A 21841-nucleotide genomic window follows, 5' to 3' on the forward strand; every position below is an offset into this window, starting at 1 on the left:
ACGGGTAGAAGCTCCCGAGTCATGATCAGGGTGCCTGGCACCCCCGGCCCCCTGGACGGAGGCGCTGCCCGGTGATCCCCCTGGTCACCCTGGGTGGGGCGGTCGCGCTGGCGCTGCTCGCCCCGGTGCTCGCCCGGCTGCTCGGCCGCAACGCCGGCTACCCGCTGGCCGCGGGTCTCGCCGCGCTGGCCGTGTACGCGAACACCGCCGCCGGAGAGGTCGTCCGCGGGGAGGTCCTCACCGCGGGCGTGTCCTGGATGCCGTCGCTGGGCGTCTCCTTCGGCCTGCGGATGGACGGCCTGTCGCTGCTGTTCGTGACGATCGTGCTGGGCGTGGGCGCGCTGGTGATGGCCTACTGCCCGCGCTACCTGGAGGCGTACTACCCGATCGGCACGGTCTACGGCCTGCTCACCGGGTTCGCCGCCGCCATGATCGGCCTGGTCACCGCGAACGACCTCGTGCTGCTCTACGTGTTCTGGGAGCTCACGACCGTCCTGTCGTTCCTGCTGATCAACACCGCCGGTCCGGCGGCGGCGCTGCCAGCGGGCCGCGCGCTCGTCGTGACGGCGATGGGCGGGTTCGCCCTGCTCGGCGCGGTGGTGATGATCGGCGTCGCGGCCGGGAGCACCAGCCTCGACGTGGTGCTCGCCGACCCGGGCGCGGTGCTCACCAGCCCCCTGGCCCTGCCTGCCGGGGCGCTGCTGATCCTGGCCGCGGCGACGAAGTCCGCGCAGTTGCCGTTCACCTTCTGGCTGCCCGGCGCGATGGTCGCGATGACCCCGATCAGTGCCTACCTGCACGCCGCGACGATGGTGAAGGCGGGCATCTACCTGCTGATGCGGTTCACCCCGATCTACGTGCCGTCGATGGCCTGGTCGGCGGTGCTCGTCCCGCTCGGGCTGGCGACGGCCGTCGTCGGCGCGGTGCTGGCGCTGCGCGAGCACGACCTGAAGGCGATGCTCGCCCACTCCACGGTCAGCCAGCTCGGCCTGCTCACCGCCGCGATCGGCGTCGGCACGTCCTACGCGCTGTCCGCGGCGGTGCTGCACACCTTCGCCCACGCCCTGTTCAAGGCGACCCTGTTCATGCTGGTCGGGATCATCGACAAGGAGGCGGGCAGCCGGGACGTCCGCGAGCTCGGCGGCCTGTGGAAGGTCATGCCGGTCACCGCGGCACTGACCGGGGTCGCCGCGCTGTCGATGGCCGGGGTGCCGCCGCTGCTCGGGTTCGTGTCCAAGGAGAACCTCTACGAGGGCTTCCTGGAGGCCGACTTCGCGCCCGGTGCCGGGCCGGTTGCTGCGGCCGTCGCGGTCGTGGCCTCGGCGCTGACCTTCGCCTACTCCGCCCGGATCGTGCACGGCGCGTTCGGCGGCAGGCTCACCCAGCCCGGCCTCTACGAGCCGTCGTGGGCGTTCCTCGCACCGGCCGCCGTCGCCGCGCTGCTCGGGCTGGTCCTCGGACCCGCGGTGCGGGTACTCAACCCGCTGACCGACCGCGCCGCGCGCGACCTCGACCCGGGCTCGGAGCCGGTCACGTTCGTGCTCTGGCCCGGGTTCGGCACCGCCCTGGCGCTGTCGGTGCTCACCGTCGCCGCCGGTCTCGCGCTGTTCCACTGGCGCGGCCGCGTCGACCGGGCGCTGGAGCGGCTCCCGGTGCCCGACGGCGCCGCGGTCTTCGACCGGATCCGGGCCGGGGTGCTCGACCTCGGCGCCAGGGTGGGGCGGCCCGACACCGACCCCTCCCCCGCCGCCGTCCTGGTCCGCCCGGTGCTGGCGCTGCCGGTGCTCGCCGTCGTCGCCTGGGTGGCGCTGCCCGCGCCGGCACCGTTCCCCGGGCCGGTGACCCGTCCGCTGGACTGGGTGGTCGTCGTGCTCGTGGCGGCCACCGTCGCCGGGGCCGTGACGACCCGTTCGGTCACCGCGGCACTGGCGCTGACCGGCTTCGGCGGGCTGGCGACGGCACTGTGGCTGCTGCTCGCGGGCGCCCCGGACGTCGCGATGACGCTGCTGCTGGTCGAGGTGCTGACCACGGTCGTCGCGGTGCTGGTGCTGCGCGGGCGCGGGGTCCGGCTGCGCCGCCCGGCGCGGTGGCGGCGGGCCCCGGCCGCGGTGGCCGCGCTGGCCGCGGGCCTGTCGCTGGGGGCGGCGACCTACGTCCTGACCGGGCGCCGCGCGCCGTCGCCGGTCGGCGGGTACCTGCTCGACACCGCGGAGGATGCCACCGGCGGGACCAACGTGGTCAACACGATCCTCGTCGACTTCCGCGGCATGGACACCTTCGGTGAGGCCGTCGTCGTCGGGGCCGCGGCGCTCGGCCTGCTCGTGCTGATCCGCCGCGGCGAGGCCGGGGCCGAGGGGAGCCCGCGGCAGCGCGTCGCCACCGACGGCCCGGCCGACACGATCGTCATGCGGGTCGCGAGCCGGGTGCTGGCCCCGCTGATGCTCCTGATGTCGCTGTTCCTGCTCTGGCGCGGCCACGACGAGCCCGGCGGCGGGTTCGTCTCCTCGCTCGTCGGCGGCGTCGCGATCGTGTTCCTGCGGCTCGCCCACCGCGGCGACGCGTGGGCACTGCGGCTGCGGCCCGAGCCGCTGGTCGGGTCCGGGCTGCTGCTGAGCCTGCTCACCGGGATCGCGGTGTACCCGCTGGGGCTGCCGTTCCTCACGCCGGTGTACCTGCCCGGCGGGGTGCTGTTGTCGTCGTTCGTGTTCGACCTGGGGATCTACCTGATGGTGGTGGGGCTGATCGTGGCCGCGACCGACCGGATCGGCGGGCGCGCCCGCACCGGCTCCGTGCTGGGGAGCTCCGAGTGACCGCCGCGGTCGTCGTCGCCGTGCTGGTCGCGGGCGGGGTGTACCTGGTGCTGCAGCGCGAGCTGCTGCGCACGGTGCTCGGGTTCGTGCTGCTCGGCCACGGGGTGAACGTCCTGATCATCTCCGCGGGCGGGATGGCGACCCGTGAGCCCGCGCTGCTGGGCCAGCAGGACCGGGCGCAGATGGCCGACCCGCTGCCGCAGGCGTTCGTGCTCACCGCGATCGTGATCGCCTTCGCGATCACGGTGTACCTGCTGGCCCTGCTGAAGGCCGGTGGCACCGCCGACACCGAGGAGGGTGAGCCCCGGTGACCGGCCTCGAGGCGCTCGTCGTCGTACCGATCCTGGTCCCGCTCGCCGCGGCGGGCCTGCTGATCCTGCTCACCGCGCGCCCGCCGGGCGGGGGCGGACCGTTCCTGCTGCCGATGACGGCGCGGCGGGTGGTCGCGTTCACCGCGCTCGTGGTGTCGACGGCGGTGTCGGCGGTCCTCCTGGCGGCCACCGCGGACGGCGCGGTGATCGTGCAACGGCTCGGGAACTGGCCCGCGGGCATCGCGATCCCGCTGGCCGCCGACGCGTTCGGCACGATCATGCTGACCGTCACCGGGGTGCTGGGGATCGCCTGCCTGGCCTTCGCCGCGGTCACCGGCTCCGACACCGACCGGGCGTTCCTGCCGCAGTCGCTGCTGCTGCTCGCCGGGGTGCACGGCGCCTACCTCACCGCGGACCTGTTCAGCCTGTTCGTGTTCGTCGAGGTCATGCTCGTCCCCAGCTACGTGCTCATCGCGACCGGCCGTGACCCGGAGCGGATCGCGGCGTCGCGGCTGTACCTGACGGTGAACCTCCTGGCCTCGACGGTGTTCCTCGCGGGGCTCGGCCTGGTCTACGGCGTCGCCGGGACCGTGCAGCTCGGTGACCTCGCCGGGCGCGCCGTGACCGACCCGGCGCTGGCCGCGGCGACCGCGGTGATCCTGCTGGCGCTCTCGGTGAAGGCCGCGCTGGTGCCGCTGCACAACTGGCTGCCGCGGGCCTACACCGCCGCGCCGGCCGCGGTCACCGTGCTGTTCTCCGGGCTGCTGACCAAGGTCGGCGTGTACGCGCTGTTCCGGATCTACGCGGTCGTCTACGACGGCGACCCGCGCTTCCTGCCGGTCGTGCTGGTGGCGGCGCTGCTGACGATGGTCGTCGGGGTGCTCGGCGCGGTCGGCGCCGGCGGGATGCGCCGGATCCTGACCTTCCACATGGTCAGCCAGATCGGCTACATCGTGCTCGGCCTGGCGATCTCCACCCCGGCCGGGCTGGCCGCCGCGATCTACTTCCTGGTGCAGTACGTGCTGGTCAAGGCGGCGCTGCTGATGGTCGCCGGCGCCGTCGAGCAGTACGTCGGCACCGACACGCTGTCCCGGCTCGGCGGGCTCGCCGCCCGCAACCCGGCGACCGCGGTCGCGTTCGCGGTGTCGGCGCTGAGCCTGGCCGGGATCCCGCCGCTGTCCGGGTTCGTCGCGAAGTTCGCCCTGGTGCTCGGCGCGGTCGAGGCGGGCATGGTCGCCGCGGCGATCGTCGCCGTCGCGGTCAGCGTGGTCACCCTGCTGTCGATGCTCAAGATCTGGAACGGCGCGTTCTGGGGTGGCGAGGCCCCCGCACCGGGCCCAGGGGGTGGTGCGGGCACCGTGGTCGCCGTGGCGGTCCCGGTCCGCGCGGTGGTCCCGGCGCTGGCGCTGGGGGCGCTGTCGCTGCTGCTCGGGCTGTGGGCGGAGCCGCTGCTGGCGCTCTCGACCGTCGCAGGGCAGGGGCTCGCCGACACCACCGGCTACGTCGGGGCGGTGGGGGCGCCGTGACCACCCGCCGACGTGCACCCGGGCGCGGCGGGCGCCTGCGCGCCGCAGTGGGGTTCCTGCTGTGGTTCACCGGCGAGTTCCTCCGCGCCAACGCCGTCGTGCTCCGCGAGGTCCTCACCCCCGGGCACGGCATCGACCCGGCGGTGGTCCGGGTCCGGCTGCGGTCGCGGAGCATGCTCGAGATCGCGTCGATCATGAGCCTGCTCAGCCTCACCCCCGGCACCCTCGCCCTGAACCTGACCACCGGCGCGCGCAGCCCGGAACTGCTCGTGCACGGCATGCACGCGTCCGACCCGGAGCAGCTGCGGGCGAGCGTGCACGAGATGGAGGACCGGTTGCTGGCGTTCCTGCGCCGCCCCACCCCGGGTGTGGTCGACCACGATCCGGAGGAGACGCCGTGAGCACCCTGTTGCTGGACGCCGGGATCGTCCTGCTGGCCCTGGGCCTGCTCGTCGCGGTCGGGCGGGTCCTGGCCGGGCCCACCGACGCCGACCGCGGGCTGGCCGTCGACTACGGCTTCGTGGTCGTCGTCGGGCTGATCGCGCTGCTGGCGCTGCGGCTGGGCTCGGTCGCGATGCTGGACCTCGTCGTCGTCGCGACGCTGGTCGGGTTCCTGACCACGGTCGCCGTGGCCCGGCTGATCTGGGCGGAGAAGGGGACTCGCCGATGAGCACCGTCGCCGCGGGCCTGGGGACCGTGCTCACCGGCGGGCCCGTGCAGAACGCGATCGGCGGCGTCGTGCTCGGTGCCGGGGTCCTGCTCGTCGCGGCGGGCGCGGTCGGCCTGGTGCGCCTGCCCGACGTCTACAACCGCACGAACGCCGTCACCAAGGCCGCCGGGCTCGGGATCGTCGCGATCCTCGTCGGGGTCGCGATCCTGGTGCCCGAACCGGGGGTGCTGCTCACCCTCGGCGTGGCCGTGGCACTGCAGCTGTTCACGATCCCGATCGCCAGCTTCGCGATCGGGCACGCCGCCTACCGGTCCGGGGCCCCGTCGACCCCGTCGACGCTGCGCGAGGACGACCCCGGCTCCACCGACTCCCGGGGCGACGAGGGCTGAACCGTCCGCACCTCCCGGACGCGCGCGTCGGTGTCGATGTCCTCCCCCAGGTCGTCGACGACGAGTGCGTCCCGGTCGATCGCACCGCTGCGGTAGGCCGAGCGCCCGACCACCTGCGAGATGACCGGCGCCGTCATCACCTGGAACAGCACGACCAGGATCAGCGTCGAGGAGTTCTCGAACTCCAGGTTCACCGCGACGCCCAGCAGGATCAGCAGCAGCCCGAGGGTCTGCGGCTTGGTGGTGGCCTGCAGCCGGGCCGGCAGGTCCGGCAACCGGACCAGCCCGAGCGCACCGAGCAGGCAGGACAGCCCGCCGGCGAGCATCAGTGCGGCGGAGACCACGTCGAGCACGTCGTGCAGGCCCATCAGCGGTGCCGCTCCCATCGTTCGACCAGGCGGGCCGCCGTCGCCGAGCCGACCAGCGCGATCAGCGCGACCGCGGCCAGCAGCGGGATGTTCGACCCGTCGGAGTAGATCGCCGCGTACACCGCGGCCGCGGCCACGATCAGCACGACGAACACGTCCAGCGCCGCGATGCGGTCCAGCGTCGTGGGGCCCTTCAGGAGCCGCCACATCGTCAGCACCCCCGCGGCGGTCAGCATGATCAGTACCAGCGTGTGGACGACGGTCACCGCTCGTTCCTCCCCGTGTCCCCGGCGGCGACCGCAGCGACGGCGGCGGCGCACCGGTCCCGGTCCTCCTGGCTGCCGACGGCGTCGATCACCCGCATCTGCAGCCGCATCATGTCCCGGCGGAGCCGTTCGACGGCGCCGGGCCGGTGCAGGCCGAGTGCGTAGACGTACCAGCGACGCCGGGCCCGGTCGATCTGCAGCGTGAAGCTGCCCGGGGACAGCGCGCAGGCCGCGACGATCGTCGTCGCGGTGCGGTCCGAGCCGGTGCACAGCGGCAGCCCGACGATCCCGGACCGGGCGCGCGGCCCGTGCCGCAGCGTCACCATGCTGACCCGGATCCCGGAGACGACCAGGTCCGAGGCCAGGAACGCCAGCAGCCGCAGCAGCTTCCACGGCCGGAACGGGAGCCGCTCGGGCAGCAGCGGCAGCGGGAAGATCGCCGTCACCGCGAGGCCGACGAGCAGCCCGCCGACGACCGCGGCCGCGGACACGCTCCCCCACAGCAGCACCCACACCAGCGCCAGCGCGAGCACCTGCGGGATCCGCCGGCGCACGCTCCCGCCGCGGGCGGACCCGCCCATCGGCTCGGCGACGGTGTCCGGCACCGGCGGGGGCACCCGGGCGGGGGTGCGCTCGGGCTCGGCCGGCTCGCCCACCTCGGCGGCGCTCATCTCGCGGTCGCGGACGGCCTCCGGCGGGACCGCGGCGTCGTCGAGCTCGCGGCTCGGGGTCTGCTCGCTCACGGGGTCACCTCCGGGGTGTCGCCGGCCGCGGTCCGCACGGTCGTGTCCCCGGCGAGGTCACCGGACCGTCCGCTCGCGCTGATGGTCCCGTCACCCCCGGGGTCGGCGCCCGGCCCGAGGACGGCGGCGGTGTAGCCGGTCCGGTCGTGCAGGTCCACCCCGGCCCGGGCGGTCACCCCGGACAGCGGGCCGGCGAACAACGCGATCGCGACGCTGACCACGACCAGCGTGGACGCGCCGACGTACATGCCGCGGGCGCTGCGCGCGGTCCCGACGACGAGCTCGTCGTTCGGGTCGTCGTCGGCCAGGGGCTCCTTCGGGGCGCCCCAGAACACCCGCACCCAGACCCGGGCGACGGCGTAGAGGGTCAGCAGGCTCGCCAGCACGACGACGGCGGCGACCAGCTCCCCGGCGAAGCCCGCGCCCGCACCGGCCTGCAGCAGCGCGAGCTTCGCGACGAAACCCGAGGTCGGGGGCAGCCCGGCCAGGGTGATCGCCGGGATCGCGAACAGCACGGCCAGGTGGGGTGCCTGCTGGGCGAGCCCACCCATCTGGGAGATCGACACGGTCCCGGTCCGCCGGGTGATGAGCCCGCTGACCAGGAACAACGTCGCCTGCACGGTGATGTGGTGGACGACGTAGAGCCCGGTCCCGGCGATGCCGTCGGGGGTGTGCAGCGCCAGCCCGAACACCATGAACCCGATGTGGCTGACCAGCAGGAACGACAGCAGCCGGTTGAGGTCGTCCTGCGCGACGGCGCCGAGCGCGCCGACCACCATCGTCACCGCGGCGATCACCAGCAGCAGCGTCGAGGGGCTGTCCTGCGGGAACACCAGGGTCTGGGTGCGCAGCAGGGCGTAGATGCCGACCTTGGTGAGCAGGCCCGCGAACAGCGCGGTGACCGGGGCGGGTGCGTTCGGGTAGCTGTCGGGCAGCCAGAAGTGCAGCGGCACGATCGCCGCCTTGATGCCGAACACCACGATGAGCACCAGGGCGAGCACGGCGCGCAGGCCCTCGGGCAGCGCGCCCATCCGCCCGGCGAGGTCGGCCAGGTTGACCGTGCCGGTGGCGGCGTAGACGAGCCCGACCGCGGTGAGGAACAGCAGCGACGAGGTCAGCGACACGATCACGTAGGTCATGCCGGACCGGATCCGCGACGCCGACGTCCGCCGGGTGATGAGCACGTAGCTCGACGCCAGCATGATCTCGAACGCCACGAACAGCGTGAACAGGTCACCGGTCAGGTAGGCCAGCGACACACCCGTCGACAGCAGCAGGAAGATCGGGTGGAAGGTGGTGCTGGCGGTCTCCCGGCCGTAGTCGGAGATCCGCTGGTCGATCGCGTAGACCAGCACCGCGAGCGTCACCACCGAGGAGATGAGCAGCAGCAGCGCCGACATCCGGTCGGCGACGAGCACGATGCCCATCGGGGCCGGCCAGCCGCCGAGCTCGGCGACGACCGGCCCGTAGGTGTCCGCGGCCACCAGCAGCACCGCGCCGACGACGCACACCAGCGCCAGGGTCACCACGCCGATGACGCGCTGGGCCGAGGCACGGCGGCTGACGACGACGCTGGTCGCGGCGCCCAGCATGGGCAGCAGCACCGGCAGCGTGACCAGGGCCTGCAGCGGGGTCACTTGCGGCCCTCCTCGAGCTCGTGGGAGTCGGCGGTGTCCTCGGGCTCGGCGTCGGTCTCGTCCGCGGTGCCCTCCTCCATCGCGCCCTTGGGCTTCTGCCGGTCGGCGATGCGGCGGTCCTCCACGTCGTCCTGCACCTCGTCGTGCCCGACGAGCACCCAGGAGCGGTAGCCCAGCGCCAGCAGCAGCGTGGTCAGGGCGAAGGTGATGACGATGGCGGTCAGCGCCAGCGCCTGCGGGAGCGGGTCGGCGATCTGCTCGGGGAGCACCGCGTCGAGGATCGGGGCCCGCCCGGGCGGTCCGCCGGAGACCTGCAGCAGCAGGTTCGCGCCGTGCCCGAGCACCACGATGCCGATCAGGATGCGCATCAGCGACCGCTGCATCAGCAGGTAGAAGCCGACCGAGTACAGCACCGCGAGCACGATCGCCATGCTCAGGTTGATGGTGGTGTTCACCTCGGGCCACCTCCGCGGGAGAGGGCCTCGCCCGCCTCGCGGGCGTCGCGGGCGATGCCGGACCCGAGCGAGCGCAGCAGGTCGAGCACCACGCCGATGATCAGCAGGTAGACGCCGACGTCGAGCAGCAGGCTGCTCACGATGTCGAGGTAGCCGAACGGGCCGAAGGTGATCGTCCACTTGACCGAGGCGAGCACCGGGTCGCCCCAGGCCACCGGGGCCAGCGCGGTGAGCACCGCGATGATCAGTCCGGTGCCGACCAGCACGGGCGGGCGGATCCGGAACCGGGAGCCCAGGTTGTCGTCGCCGCCGGCGATGTGGCGCAGCACGAACGCGAGCCCGGCGACCAGGCCGCCGGAGAACCCGCCGCCGGGACCGTAGTGGCCCTCCAGCAGCAGGAACACCGAGAACACCAGCACCACCGGGAACAGCAGCCGGGCCGCGGACTCCAGCACCAGGGGCCGTTCGCGGACGTCCGGGCAGGTGCCGGTGAGCATCCATCGTCCGCTGGGCTGGTCCATCCGGGCCCAGCTCTCGGCGTCCCCGGCCGGGGACGCGGGCTTCTCCTGCGAGGTCGTCATCCGAGCACCTCCTTCTCGTGCTTGGGCGATCCCGAGCCGCTGCGCACGACCTTGCCGTTCTGCCTCTTGTCGTACCGGGTCGCGAGCACCAGGCTCGCGGTGCCGGACGCGCAGATCAGCAGCACGGTGATCTCGCCGACCGTGTCGAGTGCGCGGAAGTCCACCAGGATCGCGCTGATCAGGTTGGTCGCGCCGGCCTCCGGTGCGCCCGCGATGAACGGCTCCGTGGTGGCGGGCGGCAGGGTGCGGGCCCCGGAGAGCACCACGGCCATCCCGGCGACGAGCAGGCCGCCGACCGCGGCGACCGCGGCCTTGGGGCCCCGGACGCGGCGCTCGGTGTCCGGCTCGTCGAAGTGGGCGGGCAGGCGTCGCAGCACGAAGACGAACGCCACCAGGGTGAGCGTCTCGACCAGGAACTGGGCGAGCGCCAGGTCGGGGGCGCCGTCGATGACGAACAGGCCGCCGATGCCGTAGCCGACGGCACCGACCAGCAGCACCGCGGTGAACCGGCGGTGCGCCAGGCAGAGCGCGATCGCCGCGATGATCACCATCAACCCGACCGGGACCTGCATGATCGAGTGGTACGGGGCCTGGTCGGTCGGCCACGTCCCGGTGACGGCGATGACCGGGCCGGGCAGCGCGATCAGGGTCGCGAGGATGCAGCCGAGGTAGACCGGCAGCGACCCGATCTGGAGCCGGCCGGTGACCGCGATCGCCGAGCGCTCCAGCCCGGTCACGACGGCCTCGTACCCCCGCTGCGCCGACACGTGCGGCACCGAGAGGTGCCCGGTCAGGGGTTGCCCGTAGCGGTGCAGGAGGAGTCCACCGACCAGCGCGACCCCGGTGAACAGCAGCGGCAGCCCGGGGGTGTGCCACAGGGCCAGCTCGTAGCGGGCGGCGTAGGCGTCGCCGACCGGGGGCAGCGACGCGGCGTAGGAGGCGGCGAGCTGCTGGACCAGCGGCGCGGCGAACCCGGCCGCGATCCCGGTCAGCGCGCACAGCCAGGCCGGGCCGGACAGGCCGAGCGGCACCGGGTCGCCACCGGTGGGGTGCAGCCCCTTGGTGGAGAACGCCCCCCACAGGAACCGTGCGGTGTAGGCGACGGTCAGCAGCGAGCCGAGGACCAGGCCGATCGCGGTGACCCAGCCACGGACGCCGCCCTCGAGCACGAACGCCTCGAACGCGGCCTCCTTGCCGACGAAGCCGAGCATCGGAGGGAGCCCCGCCATCGACAGCCCGGCGAGCGTGGCGACGACGGCCAGACCGCGCCGGCGGCGTCCGAGCCCGCACAGCTCCCGCAGGTCACGGGTGCCGCAGGCCTTGTCGATCGCCCCGACCACCATGAACAGCGGCGCCTTGAACAGGCCGTGCGCCAGCAGCATCGCGATGCCGGCGAGACCGGCGACCCGCGAGCCGGACCCGAACAGCACCATGAGGAACCCGAGCTGGGAGACGGTGCCGAAGGCCAGCAGCCGTTTGAGGTCGGTCTGGCGCATCGCGCGCCAGCCGCCCAGCACCATCGTCGCGAGGCCGAGCACCATGACCGGCGCCCACCACACGGGGTGCACCGAGAACGCGGGCCCGAGCCGCGCGACGAGCACGACCCCGGCCTTCACCATCGACGCCGCGTGCAGGTACGCCGAGATCGGCGTCGGGGCGGCCATCGCGTACGGCAGCCACGGGTGGAACGGCAGCTGCGCGGACTTGGTCAGTGCACCCAGCAGGATCAGCACGAGCGACACCGAGAGCGCGACCGGGCTGTCGGGGGCGAGCGTGCCGGAGGTCGCGGCCGCGGTGATCTCCGGGATCGAGTAGGTGCCGGCCAGCTGGCCGAGCAGCACGATCCCGAGCAGCATCGCCAGCCCGCCGAAGACGGTCACGACGAGCGCCTGCACCGCGGCACGGCGGTTCTCCCGGTACTGGCCGCCCTGCCCGACGAGCAGGAACGACGTCAGCGACGTCAGCTCCCAGAACACGTAGAGGGTCAGCAGGTCGTCGGCCAGGACGAGACCGAGCATCATCCCGGCGAAGGCGACCAGCAGCGCCGCGGAGCGGGCCGCGTCGGTGGAGCGCGGCCCGAAGTACCAGGCCGCGTAGATCATGATCAGCGCTCCGACGCCGGAGACGAGCACGATCATCGCGATCGCGAGCGCGTCCATCCGCAGGCTCAGCGTCAGCCCCAGCTCGGGGGCCCACTCGATGCGGTCGGTCACCCCGCCGGAGAGCGCGGTCGAGGCCTGCGCCATCGTCCACACGAGAGTGGCGGCGAGCAGGGCGGCGCCTGCGCCGAATGCCAGCCGCCGGTGGTACCGGGCGAGTGCGGGCAGGCACAGCGCCAGGACGAGATGGGCGGCCACGACGGCTAGCACCGACACCTCCTGGAGTCACGGGGTCGTTCGGACCAGCGGTTCCGCTCACGTCACGGCCGGACACGGGGAGCGCCGGAAGAGGCCGCCGCACGCTCACCGGAGGGGACGCGGCGACGACGCCGAGGTCATCCTATCGACGCAACCGGACGTTTCGCCCGTGACCGTACCGAGGCTCACCCCGGCAGCGGTTTGGCGAAGCACCGGGAGCGGGGGTCGTTCCGGTACACGCCGAACCTGCTGGTCCGACGGTATCCGCTGCTCTCGTACAGCGCGATCGCAGCGGACTGGGGGTCACCCGTCTCGAGGATCATCCGACGACGCCCGGCGGCGGCCGCCGCGCGCTCCAGCGCGACGAGCACCGTCCGGGCGTGTCCCCGACCGCGGGCGGCGGGCTCGACGTACATCCGCTTCAGCTCGGCGTCGCCGTCGCGGCGCGCGGGGTCGGCCGGGTTGGCGTCCACGGCGCGCCACGCCCCGGTGGCGACGGGGACGCCGTCCTCGTAGCCGACGAGGAACAACCCGGACGGGGCGCGGAAGTCGGCCGGGACGACGGGCGTGACGTCACCGTCGCCGTAGACCTCGCCGTAGAACGCCTGCAGCCGCCGCATCAGCGGCGTGACGTCCGGATGGTCGATCCCCGACACCCTCAGTTCGAGCTCCCCCACACCCTCATGATCGGTCCCAGGTGACCGGCAGCGCGCGCAGCCCCCCGGTGAGCACGTCCGTGCGCAGCTCCAGCTCGGAGCGGGGCACGGCCAGGCGCAGCGACGGGAACCGGGCGGGCAGCGCCCGGAACACCTCGGTCAGCTCGACCCGGGCCAGGCTCGCGCCCACGCAGAAGTACGGCCCGTGCCCGAACGCGAGGTGCGTCGGCTTCCGGGTGACGTCGATGTCCTCGGCGCCGTCGAAGTGGCGCGGATCCCGGTTCGCGGCACCGAGCGCGAGCAGGATCGCGTCGCCCGTACGGATGTGCACCCCGGCGATGTCGATGTCGGCGTGGGCGTAGCGCGGGATGCCGCCGTTGCCCCCGCCGGGCACGGCCAGCCGCAGGACCTCCTCGACCGCGCCCGCGGCCCGCTCCGGGTCCGCGGCGAGCGCCGCCCACTCCCCCGGCCGGTCCAGCAGCAGGACGGCGCCGGTGTCGATCCGCCCGACCGTCGTCTCGTGCCCGGCGAACAGCAGGCCGGCGCCGAGCGCGGCGAGCCGGTCGCGCTGCTCCGGCGCCGAGCCGAGCGCGGCGAAGTCGGAGAGCACGTCCTCCCCCGGCTCGTCGTCCTTGCGGTCGATCAGGCCGCGGACGTAGGCGAACAACGCCTGCGCCGCGGCCTCGGCGCGGGGCCGGTCGTGGAGCAGCCCGAGCTCGCCGGACCAGCGACGGAACTCCTCGCGGTCGTCGAAGGGGACGCCGAGCAGCTCGCAGATGACCAGCACCGGCAGCGGGAAGGAGAACAGCTCGTGCAGGTCGCAGCCGGGCCCGGCGGCCTCGACGACGTCGAGCCGGCCGTGCACCAGCTCGGCGACGTGATCGGACAGCCTGCGCATCCGCCGCGCCGAGAACGCGGGCGCGAGCAGCTTGCGCATGGCGGTGTGGTTGCTCCGCTCGGTCTCCGGTGAGTCGCCGCTGGGCCCACCGAAGATCATCGAGTCGGAGATGCGCGCGGCTCGCTCCGGCGCGGGATGGCTGCGGCCGAGTCGGTCGTCGGCGAACAGGGCACGGGCCTCGTCGTAGCCGGTGACCAGCCACGCGACATCGCCGGCCGGGGTCCGGACCGGGGTGATCGGGGACCGGTCCCGCAGGTGGTCGAACTGCGGCGGGAGGTCGAGGACGTCGTGGCGCGGGAACGGCAGGCGCGGCAGGTCCGTGGCGTCGGAATCCGTGGTGGTGGTCACCCGCCCGACGCTACGAGCGCGGGCCGGCACCCGCCTCCGCCCGGAGGTGGACATCAGGTGGATCCGCGGCCGGCAGCATGATCCGCTCCGCGCGCGGTGATCCGTCGCCCGCGCGCGTCCGGACGCGCGCGCCGAGCGGATCAGCGCGCGCGGAGCGGATCAGCGCGCGTCGAGCGGATCAGCAGCGGGGACCGGTTCCGCCACCCGGTGCGCTCCGACCCACACCAGGACCAGGCAGAGCGCCTGCACCCCGGCGACGACGAGCAGCAGCACCGGGTACCCCGCGACCCCGGTCAGGGCCGAGAGCAACATCGGCAGCAGGAACCCGAGGTAGGTCAGCGAGTAGAACACCGCGGTGAGCCCGGCCAGGTGCTCCGGCGCGGCGATCCGCTGGACCTCCTGCAGCCCGGACAGCAGCACGAACCCGTAGCCGGCACCGAGCAGCGCGGCCGCGACGAACGCCACCGGGACGCTGCGCCCGGCGGCGCCGAACGCGGCCACCACCGTCCCGGCGACGACGAGCGCGAGCCCGATCCGGGTGGCGGCCAGCGGCGAGCGGGCGTCGACGGCGCGGGCGGCGGACTGGGCGAGGAACCCGCAGCCCAGGGTGACGGCGGTGAGCAGGGTCGCGTCGAGCAGCCCGTAGCCGCCGAGGGCGTCGCCGAGCGCGGTCGGCTGCACCGCGAACGACAGCGCGGCGGCGCCGAACACCCACGGCGCGGCGGGCAGCACCAGCCACCGGAAGCGCGGGTGCGCGGCGGCGGGCACCCGCAGGTCGCGCAGCCAGGACCGGGAGCGGCCCGGCTCGACCGTCTCCGGGGCGGCCACGAGCCACCAGGTGACGGGGACCATGAGCACGATGTGCACCAGGTAGGGCAGCTCCATCGGCAGCGGCGCGAACTGCGCGAGCAGCCCGCCGACCAGCGGGCCGAGGCCGAATCCCGCGGTGAGTGCGAGTGCGGCCCGCCGCGCACCCTCGCCCTCGCCGGACAGCTCCTTGACCCAGGTCGTCGCCACCGCCATCGCGACGCCGATGCACAGGCCGAACAGCAGCCGTCCGATGTAGAGGAGGGGCTCGGAGAAGGCCCCCAGCGCGATGACGGCGCTGGCCGGGATCGAGGCGGCCGTGGCGGGCAGCAGCACCCGGCGCCGCCCCCAGCGGTCCGACGCCGGCCCGCCGAGGAGCAGCCCCGGGGCGAGACCGAGCACGTAGACGCCGAAGAACGCGGCGACCACGGTCGCCGAGTAGTGGCCCTGCTCGCGGTACATGACCATCAGCGGGCTGAACTGGTTGGCGCCGTAGCCGACGCCGAACAGCACCAGCGCGGGCCGCATCCACGGCTTCACGATCCTCGTCCTCCCTGATCACGACGACGCCCCCGGGAACCCGTCCCGGGGGCGTCGTCGTCGACGGTGGTGATGCGGCCTCAGGCCGCGGACTTGGCCCGCTGACGCCAGCGGGTGAGCGTCCGCTCGGTGTAGCCGTTCGGCTCGGTCGCGCCGCTGAACACCAGCTCCAGCGCGGCCTGGAACGACTCGCTGGACTCCAGGTCCTTGGCCATCGCGGGGTAGCCGTCCTCGCCGGCGTTCTGCTCGTCGACGACGGCGGCCATCCGGGCGAAGGTGTCGCGCACGACCGCCTCGTCGACGACGCCGTGCTGGAGCCAGTTCGCGACCAGCTGGGCGGAGATCCGCAGGGTGGCGCGGTCCTCCATCAGCCCGACGCCCTCCAGGTCCGGCACGGTGGAGCAGCCGATGCCCATGCCGACCCAGCGCACCACGTAGCCGAGGATCGACTGGGCGTTGGTCTCCAGCTCGTGGGTCACGTCCTCGGCCGACAGCGACGACGCGTCGGTGACCGGCACCTCGAGCAGCGCGCGACGGTCGGCGGTGGGGCGGGAGGCGATCTCGTCCTGGACCCGGTGCACGTCGACGCGCAGGTAGTGCAGCGCGTGCAGGGTCGCGGCGGTCGGCGAGGGCACCCAGGCGCAGTTCGCACCGGCCTTCGGGTGGCCGATCTTCTGCTCGATCATCTCGGCCATCGCGGCGGGCTTGGCCCACATGCCCTTGCCGACCTGCGCGGTGTGCGCGAACCCGGCGGCGAGCGCGACGTCGACGTTGCGGTCCTCGTAGGTCTTCAGCCAGGTGGTCGACTTCATGTCGCCCTTGCGCAGGACCGGGCCCGCGGCGAAGCAGGTGTGGATCTCGTCGCCGGTCCGGTCGAGGAAGCCGGTGTTGACGAAGATGACCCGGTTCGCGGCCTCGGCGATGCAGGCGGAGAGGTTGACCGAGGTCCGCTTCTCCTCGTCCATGATGCCGATCTTGAGGGTGTTCGGCTGCAGTCCGAGGGCCTCCTCGACGGCGCCGAACAGCTCGACGGTGAGCGCGACCTCCTCGGGCCCGTGCTGCTTGGGCTTGACGATGTAGACGCTGCCCGCGCGGGAGTTGGTGTGCGGGCCCTTGCCGTGGAGGTCGTAGAGCCCGGAGACGGCCGAGACCAGCGCGTCGAGGACGCCCTCGGCGATCTCGCTGCCGTCGGCGGTGCGCACGGCGTTCGTGGTCATGTGGTGGCCGCAGTTGCGGACCAGCATGAGCGACCGTCCGGGCAGGGTCAGGGCGGAACCGTCGGCCGCGGTGTACTCGCGGTCCGGGTTGACCCGCCGGGTGACGGTCTTCCCGCCCTTGCGGAACTCGGCGGTCAGGTCACCGCGCAGCAGTCCGAGCCAGGTGCGGTAGGCCAGCGCCTTGTCCTCGCCGTCGACGGTCGCGACCGAGTCCTCGAGGTCGACGATCGTGGTGACCGCGGACTCGAGCACGACGTCGGCGACGTCGGCGTGGTGCTGGGTGCCGACCTGGGTGGTCGGGTCGATCGTGATCTCCAGGTGCAGCCCGTTGCGGGTCAGCAGGACGGCGCCGCGGCCGTCGCCGTCGACCGGGCGGAAGCCGGCGAACTGCGCGGGGTCGGCGAGCCCGACCGCGCCGTTCGCGGCGGTGTCGACGACGAGCCCGTCGGTCGACGGCCGGTAGGCGGTGGCGTCGGCGTGGCTGCCCTTCGCGAGCGGGAACAGCTCGTCGAGCAGCTGGTCGGCGGCGGTGACGACCTGGGCGCCGCGGCGCTCGTCGTAGCCGGGGGCGAGTTCGTGGTCCCGCGGCAGTGCGTCGGTGCCGTAGAAGGCGTCGAACAGCGAGCCCCAGCGCGCGTTGGCGGCGTTGAGCGCGTAGCGGGGCACGGTGGAGGGCACGACCAGCTGCGGGCCGGGGATCTCGGCGATCTCCGGGTCGACCCGGTCGACGTCGATCGTCGGGGACCGTTCCGGGAGCAGGTAGCCGAGGTCGGTGAGGAACTTCTCGTAGTCCTCGACCGAGCCGGTGCCGTGCTCGCGGTGCCACTCGTCGATACGTGCCTGGATCTCGTCGCGACGGGCCAGTGCGTCGGCGATCTTCGGAGCGAAGCGTTCCTGGAGCCGCGCGAGGGTCGCCCAGAAGTCGTCCGCCGTGAGGTCGACGTCGGACAGGAGCTCGCCCTCGACGAAGGACCTCAGGTGCTCGTCGACCTGCAGGCCGGCGGTGTCGGCCATCTGTGACCACCCTCTCCGTGTGGATGTCGGAACTGGTCGCATTTCTACCAGTGGATTATCTTTTCCGCATCACGGAAGTGACGCGGACCCTGTCCGTGACGTCGAACAGGCGTGGCGTCACCGTGTCGACGTACCCTCCCGTGAGCCCCGCCACGCGCAGCAAGGGAGTCCAGCGATGCCTCTGGCCCGCTCGATCCACGACGAGTTCGTCGCCCTCCTGGGTGCCGCGGACGTGCTCGACGACCCCGTCCGGACCCGGACCTACGAGTGCGACGGCCTGACCGGCAGCCGGGTCGTCCCCGAGCTGGTCCTGCTGCCCCGCACCGCCGACGACGTCGCCGGTTGTGTACGGATCTGCGCCCGGCACCGGATCCCGTTCGTCGCCCGCGGCGCCGGTACCGGCCTGTCCGGCGGCGCGCTGCCGGTGGCCGAGGGCGTCGTCATCGGGCTGAACCGGCTCAACCGGGTGCTCGAGGTCGACCCGGAGAACCGGCGCGCGGTGCTGGAGCCCGGCGTCACCAACCTGGAGATCACCGCGGCCGCGTCGCCCCACGGGCTCTACTACGCGCCGGACCCGTCGAGCCAGCAGGTGTGCACGATCGGCGGCAACGTCGCGGAGAACTCCGGCGGCGCGCACTGCCTGAAGTACGGCTTCACCACCAACCACGTGCTGTCGATGGAGGTCGTGCTCCCCGACGGCGAGGTCGTCACCCTGGGGTCGGACTCGATGGAGCAGTCCGGGCCCGACCTGCGCGGGGTGTTCCTGGGGTCGGAGGGCACCCTCGGGATCGTCACGAAGGTGACCGTGCGGCTGCTGCGCACCCCCGAGGTCATGCGCACGCTGCTGGCGGACTTCCCGTCCGTGTCGGCGGGGGGCCAGGTGGTCTCCGACATCGTGGCGGCCGGGATCGTCCCTGCCGCGGTCGAGATGATGGACGCGCTGGCGATCGAGGCCGCCGAGGGCGCCACCGGTGCCGGCTACTCGCTCGACACCCCGGCCGCGCTCGTCGTCGAGCTCGACGGCACCGTCGAGGAGTGCGAGGAGCAGTTCGCGCTGGTCAAGGAGATCTGCGACCGGCACGGCTGCACCCGGCTGCACATCGCGGGATCGCCGGAGGAGCGGGCGAACATCTGGCGCGGCCGCAAGGCGGCGTTCGCCGCGGTCGGCCGGATCTCGCCGGACTACATCGTCCAGGACGGCGTGGTCCCCCGGACCCGGCTCGCCGAGATCCTCGAACGGATCGACGAGATGGGCGCCGAGGCCGGGCTGCGCGTCGCGAACGTCTTCCACGCGGGCGACGGCAACCTGCACCCGCTGGTCCTGTTCTCCGCCGCCGAGGGCCAGACCGACGAGGCCGAGCACCTGTCGGCGCGGATCGCGGAGCTGTGCGTCGAGATGGGCGGGTCGCTGTCGGGCGAGCACGGCATCGGCACCGACAAGGCCTGTTCGATGCCGCGGATGTTCGGCGAGGACGACCTGGCCGTCATGCGCCGCATCCGCGACGGCTTCGACCCCGACCACATCTGCAACCCCGGCAAGCTCCTGCCGACCCCGCGGCTGTGCGGCGAGAAGCCGGGGCGCTACCGCCCGCACCCGCTGGAGGAGGCGGGCCTGATCGAACGGCTGTGACCCCTCCGGCCGACCTGTCCGACCGACCCGTACGAGACCCGGAAGGGCCCGACGACATGACACGCGCCGCTCCCACCACGCTGCGCCCCACCTCGGCCAAGGAGGTCCGGGACGCCGTCCTGGACACCCCCGGCCGTCTCGCGATCACCGGCGCCGGCACCGCCGCCGGCTGGGCAGGGCGCGCGGACGACGACGTCGCCGCGACGCTCGACCTCTCCGGGCTGTCCGGGGTGATCCACCACAACCCCGGCGACATGACCGTCTCGGTGCACGCCGGGACCCCGGTCCGTGCGCTGCAGGAGCAGCTGGCCGAGCACGGCCAGCGCCTCGCCTTCGACGCCGCCCGGGTCGCCCGCGGCGCCACCGTCGGCGGGCTGCTCGCCACCGCCGACGCCGGCCCGTCCGCCCTGGTCTGGGGCGGTCTGCGGGACCTGGTCATCGGCACCACCTCGGTACTCGCGGACGGCACGATGGTCCGCTCCGGTGGGCACGTCATCAAGAACGTCGCCGGCTACGACATGGCCAAGCTCCTGCACGGCTCCCACGGCACCTTCGGCCCGGTGGTCGAGGTCGTCCTGCGGCTGCACCCGGTCCCGAAGGCGGTGGCCTGCGTGGCCGTCGACGGCCCGGTGGCCGACGCCGCGTCGCGGGTGCTGGAGCTGATGGCCAGCCCGCTGGAGCCGATCGCCGTCGAGTGGGTCTCCGGTGACCCGGGACGTCTGCTGGTCCGGCTGGAGGGTGGGGCCGGGACCCTGCCGGCGCGGGTGGAGCGGCTGCGCGAGCTCCTCGGGGCCGACGCCCGGGAGGTGGGTCCGGACGCGTGGGACGCCCACGCGTCGCTGACCGACGGCCCGCATGCCGGCGGCGACGCCGACGGGCCCGCCCGCGGCGGCGCCGTCGTCCGGATCGGGTGCGCCCCGGCCCGGCTGGCGCCGCTGGTGGAGCAGCTTCCCGCCACCGCCGTCACGGCCGGGCTCGCGACCGGCGTCGCGACCGTCACCGTGCCGGGGGCCGCCGTGACGGAGGTGCACGACGCCGTCGCCGCGGTCGGCGGCACGAGCATGCTGCGCGACCGCCCCGAGGCGCTGGACGCCCCGGCGTGGGGCCCCGCGCCGTCCGCGCTCGCGCTGCTGAAGGCGATCAAGAACCAGCTCGACCCCGAGGCCCGGTTCGCCGCCGGTCGCTTCGCCCCCTGGATGTGAGGCACGCATGACGAGCACCCACGAGCCCGCAGGCACCCCCGCCGGAGCGGCCGAGACCAAGATCCCGCAGCAGGGGCCGAGCGCGTTCGACCCGGTCCACCCGCCGCAGCGCGAGCTGCTCGACGACTGCGTGCACTGCGGCTTCTGCCTGCCGACCTGCCCCACCTACGTGCTGTGGGGCGAGGAGATGGACTCCCCGCGCGGCCGGATCCTGTTGATGGACCTGGCCGAGAAGGGCGACATCACCCTCGACGGCCCGTTCACCGAGCACATCGACAACTGTCTGGGCTGCATGGCGTGCGTGACCGCCTGCCCGTCCGGGGTGCAGTACGACAAGCTCCTGGAGTCGGTGCGCCCGCAGATCGAGCGCAACGTGCCCCGCAGCGCGTCGGACAGGCTGTTCCGCGACGCGATCTTCTCCCTGTTCCCCTACAAGCGACGGCTGCGCGCCGCCGCCCTGCCCGGCGCGCTCTACCAGCAGCTGCGCAAGGTGCCCGCGATCCGCAGGCTCGCCGAGAAGCTGCCCGGGCAGCTCGCGGCGATGGAGTCGCTGCTGCCGCCGGTCTCGGTGCGCGAGGCCTTCGCGCGGCTCCCGGTGCACACCCCGGCCGTCGGCACCCGCCGGGCCCGGGTCGCGCTGCTCACCGGGTGTGTGCAGGACGTGTTCTTCCACCGGGTCAACGAGGCCACCGTGCGGGTGCTCTCCGCCGAGGGCTGCGACGTGCTCGTCCCCCGCGACCAGCAGTGCTGCGGCGCGCTGGAGGTGCACGCCGGGCGCGAGGAGTCCGCCCTGGACCGGGCCCGGCGCACCATCGCCCGCTTCGAGACCCTCGACGTCGACGCGGTCGTCACCAACGTCGCGGGCTGCGGCTCGTCGATGAAGGACTACGGCCACCTGCTCGCCGACGACCCGGAGTGGAAGGACCGCGCCGCCGCCTTCTCGGCGCGCTGCCGCGACGTGCACGAGGTCCTCGCCGACCTGTACTCCCGCGACGACGACGGCGGCCCCCGCGCCCCGCGCACCCCGGTCCCCGGCCGGGTCGCCTACCACGACGCCTGCCACCTCGGGCACGCCCAGGGTGTGCGCAGCCAGCCCCGCGAGGTGCTGCGGACCATCCCGGAGCTGGAGCTGGTCGACATCGCCGAGGCGTCGCTGTGCTGCGGCTCGGCCGGCATCTACAACATGGTCAAGCCGGACGCGGCGGCCGACCTGGGCGTGCGGAAGGCGGAGAGGATCCGGGAGGCGAAGCCCGACGTCGTGGTGACCGCCAACCCGGGCTGCCTGCTGCAGATCGGGAAGTACCTGCCGAGCGAGGACGTCGCCGACGTCCCGCTGCTGCACCCGGTGCAGCTGCTCGACGCGAGCATCCGCGGGGCGGCCGTCCCCCGGCGCTGATGCGGCGCCGGGCCCGGTGC

Annotated in this window: 20 protein-coding genes; 9 read left to right on the top strand and 11 right to left on the bottom strand. The window is 73.7% G+C overall.

The annotated features are described in order from the left end of the window. Positions 1–71: 71 nt before the first annotated feature. The 6 genes from mbhE (FVA95_RS11550) to mnhG (FVA95_RS11575) are packed head-to-tail and all read left to right on the top strand — an operon-like array spanning position 72 to position 5706. The gene (mbhE, locus tag FVA95_RS11550; protein WP_149664208.1) at positions 72–2810 is read left to right on the top strand and encodes a hydrogen gas-evolving membrane-bound hydrogenase subunit E; all 2739 of its coding nucleotides are present in this window, start codon (positions 72–74) and stop codon (positions 2808–2810) included. Then, on the top strand, positions 2807–3121 hold the full coding sequence (locus FVA95_RS11555; RefSeq protein ID WP_149664209.1) for a sodium:proton antiporter: 315 nt from the start codon (positions 2807–2809) through the stop codon (positions 3119–3121). Before mbhE (FVA95_RS11550) ends, FVA95_RS11555 begins: the two co-directional genes overlap by 4 nt. Further along, positions 3118–4647: a monovalent cation/H+ antiporter subunit D family protein gene (locus FVA95_RS11560; RefSeq protein ID WP_149664210.1), complete on the top strand. Its 1530-nt coding sequence runs from the start codon at positions 3118–3120 to the stop codon at positions 4645–4647. Before FVA95_RS11555 ends, FVA95_RS11560 begins: the two co-directional genes overlap by 4 nt. Beyond that, entirely contained in the window at positions 4644–5048 is a 405-nt protein-coding gene (locus FVA95_RS11565) for a Na+/H+ antiporter subunit E (RefSeq protein WP_149664211.1), read from the top strand. Before FVA95_RS11560 ends, FVA95_RS11565 begins: the two co-directional genes overlap by 4 nt. After that, positions 5045–5317: a monovalent cation/H+ antiporter complex subunit F gene (locus tag FVA95_RS11570; protein WP_240051425.1), complete on the top strand. Its 273-nt coding sequence runs from the start codon at positions 5045–5047 to the stop codon at positions 5315–5317. The genes FVA95_RS11565 and FVA95_RS11570 overlap by 4 nt, the downstream gene beginning before the upstream one ends. Further along, the gene (mnhG, locus tag FVA95_RS11575; protein ID WP_149664212.1) at positions 5314–5706 is read left to right on the top strand and encodes a monovalent cation/H(+) antiporter subunit G; all 393 of its coding nucleotides are present in this window, start codon (positions 5314–5316) and stop codon (positions 5704–5706) included. The genes FVA95_RS11570 and mnhG (FVA95_RS11575) overlap by 4 nt, the downstream gene beginning before the upstream one ends. Here mnhG (FVA95_RS11575) and mnhG (FVA95_RS11580) read toward each other — a convergent pair. The 11 genes from mnhG (FVA95_RS11580) to FVA95_RS11630 all read right to left on the bottom strand — a co-directional run bounded on the left by mnhG (FVA95_RS11580) (position 5622) and on the right by FVA95_RS11630 (position 17593). Then, complete coding sequence (mnhG, locus tag FVA95_RS11580; RefSeq protein WP_368667320.1) at positions 5622–6092, bottom strand: monovalent cation/H(+) antiporter subunit G; 471 nt, start codon at positions 6090–6092, stop codon at positions 5622–5624. The two genes, mnhG (FVA95_RS11575) and mnhG (FVA95_RS11580), sit on opposite strands and share 85 nt — an antisense overlap. After that, complete coding sequence (locus FVA95_RS11585) at positions 6074–6340, bottom strand: monovalent cation/H+ antiporter complex subunit F (protein ID WP_020622056.1); 267 nt, start codon at positions 6338–6340, stop codon at positions 6074–6076. Before FVA95_RS11585 ends, mnhG (FVA95_RS11580) begins: the two co-directional genes overlap by 19 nt. After that, the gene (locus tag FVA95_RS11590; RefSeq protein ID WP_149664213.1) at positions 6337–7083 is read right to left on the bottom strand and encodes a Na+/H+ antiporter subunit E; all 747 of its coding nucleotides are present in this window, start codon (positions 7081–7083) and stop codon (positions 6337–6339) included. The genes FVA95_RS11585 and FVA95_RS11590 overlap by 4 nt, the downstream gene beginning before the upstream one ends. Then, positions 7080–8711, bottom strand: a complete 1632-nt coding sequence (locus FVA95_RS11595; protein WP_149664236.1) for a Na+/H+ antiporter subunit D — start codon at positions 8709–8711, stop codon at positions 7080–7082. Before FVA95_RS11595 ends, FVA95_RS11590 begins: the two co-directional genes overlap by 4 nt. A 5-nt stretch (positions 8712–8716) precedes the next feature. Then, the gene (locus FVA95_RS11600) at positions 8717–9151 is read right to left on the bottom strand and encodes a Na(+)/H(+) antiporter subunit C (protein WP_043276360.1); all 435 of its coding nucleotides are present in this window, start codon (positions 9149–9151) and stop codon (positions 8717–8719) included. A 20-nt stretch (positions 9152–9171) separates the two neighbouring features. Beyond that, positions 9172–9756 (bottom strand): MnhB domain-containing protein, encoded by a 585-nt coding sequence (locus tag FVA95_RS11605; protein ID WP_149664214.1) that lies wholly within the window; start codon positions 9754–9756, stop codon positions 9172–9174. Next, positions 9753–12125 carry a hydrogen gas-evolving membrane-bound hydrogenase subunit E gene (gene mbhE / locus FVA95_RS11610; RefSeq protein ID WP_240051426.1) on the bottom strand — a complete coding sequence of 791 codons (2373 nt, stop codon included), beginning with the start codon at positions 12123–12125 and terminating at the stop codon, positions 9753–9755. Before mbhE (FVA95_RS11610) ends, FVA95_RS11605 begins: the two co-directional genes overlap by 4 nt. A 173-nt stretch (positions 12126–12298) precedes the next feature. Further along, entirely contained in the window at positions 12299–12733 is a 435-nt protein-coding gene (locus FVA95_RS11615; protein WP_149664237.1) for a GNAT family N-acetyltransferase, read from the bottom strand. Between the two features lie 61 nt (positions 12734–12794). After that, positions 12795–14015, bottom strand: a complete 1221-nt coding sequence (locus FVA95_RS11620; RefSeq protein ID WP_240051427.1) for a cytochrome P450 — start codon at positions 14013–14015, stop codon at positions 12795–12797. Positions 14016–14174: 159 nt separating this feature from the next. Beyond that, positions 14175–15362, bottom strand: coding sequence for an MFS transporter (locus FVA95_RS11625; protein WP_205015826.1), 1188 nt, complete (start codon positions 15360–15362; stop codon positions 14175–14177). An 80-nt stretch (positions 15363–15442) separates the two neighbouring features. Then, the gene (locus FVA95_RS11630; protein WP_149664217.1) at positions 15443–17593 is read right to left on the bottom strand and encodes a malate synthase G; all 2151 of its coding nucleotides are present in this window, start codon (positions 17591–17593) and stop codon (positions 15443–15445) included. Between the two features lie 175 nt (positions 17594–17768). On the opposite strand from FVA95_RS11630, the gene FVA95_RS11635 reads away from it, so the two are divergent. From FVA95_RS11635 to FVA95_RS11645, 3 genes are read left to right on the top strand one after another with little or no spacing between them, the layout of a single operon-like run. Continuing rightward, positions 17769–19223, top strand: coding sequence for an FAD-binding oxidoreductase (locus FVA95_RS11635; RefSeq protein ID WP_149664218.1), 1455 nt, complete (start codon positions 17769–17771; stop codon positions 19221–19223). A gap of 56 nt (positions 19224–19279) precedes the next feature. Then, on the top strand, positions 19280–20425 hold the full coding sequence (locus FVA95_RS11640) for an FAD-binding oxidoreductase (RefSeq protein ID WP_149664219.1): 1146 nt from the start codon (positions 19280–19282) through the stop codon (positions 20423–20425). Between the two features lie 7 nt (positions 20426–20432). Further along, positions 20433–21821: a (Fe-S)-binding protein gene (locus tag FVA95_RS11645; RefSeq protein ID WP_149664220.1), complete on the top strand. Its 1389-nt coding sequence runs from the start codon at positions 20433–20435 to the stop codon at positions 21819–21821. The last annotated feature ends 20 nt before the right edge of the window (positions 21822–21841 follow it).

Origin of the sequence: Pseudonocardia sp. EV170527-09, from assembly GCF_008369905.1 — a bacterium.
Lineage (GTDB): Bacteria > Actinomycetota > Actinomycetes > Mycobacteriales > Pseudonocardiaceae > Pseudonocardia.